Source organism: Streptomyces sp. CA189 (assembly GCF_056428985.1).
Map to the genome: position 1 here is coordinate 1 of NZ_JBWJVM010000163.1, position 2584 is coordinate 2584.

Here is a 2584-nt window from a genome sequence, read left to right on the forward strand (position 1 = left end):
CCCCCGCCCAGCCCCTCGCCCCGCCCCTCGTCCCGCCCCTCGTGCAGACCCCCGCGCCCTGGTCCCTGGACCGGCTCGACCAGGGCGCGTTGCCCCTCGACGGCTCGTACGCGTATCCGGCCAAGGCCGAGGGGATCACCGCGTACATCGTGGACACCGGGATCAACACCCTGCACCAGGAGTTCGGCGGCCGGGCCCGCTGGGGCGCCAACGCGGTGTTCATGGAACGCGCCACGGACTGCAACGGCCACGGCACGCACGTTGCGGGGACCGTCGGCGGAGCCACCTACGGGGTGGCCAAAGGGGTTTCGCTCGTCGCCGTGAAGGTGGCGGACTGCCGCGGGGACGCGACCCTGTCGGCCATCACCCGCGGTATCGACTGGATGGTGAAGGACGCCCTCAAGTCGCCCGCCACCCCGGCCGTGGCCAACATGAGCCTGGGCGGCGGCTACAGCTTCGCCCTCAACCGGGCGGTGACGCGGGCGATCGCGTCCGGGATCACCTTCGCCGTGGCGGCGGGCAACTCCGGCGAGAACGCCTGCACCGGCTCTCCCGCCGGCGTCCCGCAGGCGCTCACCGTGGGCGCGACGGACGCGCAGGACCGCCGGCCCGCCTTCTCCAACTACGGTGCCTGCGTGGACCTCTCCGCCCCCGGCGTGGCCGTCACCTCCGCCTGGAAGGGCTCCGCCACCGCCACCGCCCGCGCCTCCGGCACCTCGATGGCGGCCCCGCACGTGGCGGGCGCCGCCGCGCTGCTGCTGGCGCGCGGCCTGGCCGCCGGCGGCCCGCGCCAGACGCCCGCGCAGGTGGCCGAAACCCTCGTACGGGACTCCGTGCGGGACCTGATCACCGCCCTGCCGTCCGGGACACCGAACCTGTTGCTGCACGTACCGACCGACAAGTAGCCCGTACGGGGCCCTCCGCCGGCGGCGCCCGCCCCGCCGGCGGGCCCCGGCCGGCCCCACCCAGAGGGCATGCCCGAAAACCCCACGCCGAAGGCCCGGTCCGGCCCCTGGGCGGGCCATCCGACAACCCCACCCGTCCCACCCGCACTGCCCACCGGCCGCAGGTATCCGCCCCTCCGCTCCACCCGGCCTGATGGCACATCAATTTCTGTGTGCTTCGGGCGAAAGCAAGTCATTGACTTCTCATCACCGCGACGCGTCAATGTCGGCCACCGCACCGGCTCGACCTCCCCCACACAGCGGGTGGGGGGAGGGTTCGTATGACGAAGGAGTCGCGACCCAGTGAGTACAACGTTTCGACGAAGAGTTCTGGCCGGGACGGGCGCTCTGTCCCTGGCCCTGACGGGCGCCCTGGTGGGTCTGTCGGGCACCGCGCAGGCCGCGACCAAGACGACGCCCGTCCCGATGGACTGCGTGGCGCCCGCGCCCCAGCCGGGCGGTTCGGGCACCCAGAACTACACGATCACGCTGCCCGACAGCGCCAAGGCCGGCGACGTGGTCCCGATCACCATCGACCCGGGTCCGAGCCCGGTCATCCCCGGCTTCGCGGTGACGACCACCAACGTCTCCAAGATCACCCTCAAGGTCGGATCGACCCTCCAGACGGTGGTCAGCCCGCCCGAGACGGTCAACGTGACGCCCGGCGTGCCTCTCGACCCCTCGGCCTTCTCCGGCACCGTCACGATTCCGGACGGCTCCGAGGGCGCCACCGTGCAGGTGGCCCTGGACCTGGCGGTGACCGACGCGAGCCTCATGGGCTCGGTCTTCACCACCACCTGTACGCCGAACCCCCGCCCGAGCGCCTCGCTCGGCTCGGTGGCAGTGGAGGCCCTGCCCAAGGACCCGATCACCACCAAGCTGACGCCCAACAGCGGCGAGGCGGGCCAGGAAGTCGTCGTCACGGGCGCCAACTTCCCGGCGGGCGCGGTCACCTGCTCCGCGCTCAAGAACGGTACGGCCACGGGTGACACGGGTACCGGCACGGCCACCGCGGCCGGCGTCGCGACCTGCAACATCGTCGTCAACCAGCCCGCCGACAAGATCCGGATCGACGGCGCGATCCTCCCGTACAAGGACTACATCTTCATCGTTCCGCAGCCGGGCGTGCAGAACCCGGTCGACGTAGAGGTCCTGCCCGGCCCGCTGGCCATCGGCCCGCAGGCGGGCAACCCCGCCGTCAGCTTCGGTTCGGTCACCATCAACGGCAAGTCCCAGTCGGTCGTCGGCCAGTTCACCGCGATGGCCGTCCAGGACTTCCGCGGCGGGACCCTCGGCTGGGACGTCTCGGCGACCCGGACGCCGTTCCTGAACTCGGTCACCGGCCACTCCATGGCCACGGCGCAGATCGGCATCCAGCCGACCTGCAAGGTGACCAACGCGGACAGCCCGAGCACCTGCACCGCCGGTACGCCCGGTGCGATCTCCGACGTCCCGCTGAAGGTCGCCTCGGCGGCCGCGGGCGGCGACGACCTGACCGGTGGCGAGTTCGAGATCGGCGGAGCCGGAATGATCCAGCTCCCGCCGTTCATGTTCGCGGACAGCTACCAGTCGGTCGTCACCTTCTCGATCGCCTGACCCGTACGACCCCGCTCCACCCCGGGTGGTGGGGGGGGGGGGGG

The 2584-nt window shown here is 72.3% G+C and carries 2 protein-coding genes; both read left to right on the plus strand.

Annotation, left to right across the window (positions count from 1 at the left end; all coding sequences use genetic code 11):
* A partial coding sequence (locus AC061S_RS44240; protein ID WP_478691543.1) for a S8 family peptidase occupies positions 1 to 905 on the plus strand: 905 nt, incomplete at its 5' end.
* A gap of 342 nt (positions 906 to 1247) precedes the next feature.
* On the plus strand, positions 1248 to 2540 hold the full coding sequence (locus tag AC061S_RS44245; protein ID WP_478691544.1) for a hypothetical protein: 1293 nt from the start codon (positions 1248 to 1250) through the stop codon (positions 2538 to 2540).
* Positions 2541 to 2584: the final 44 nt, after the last annotated feature.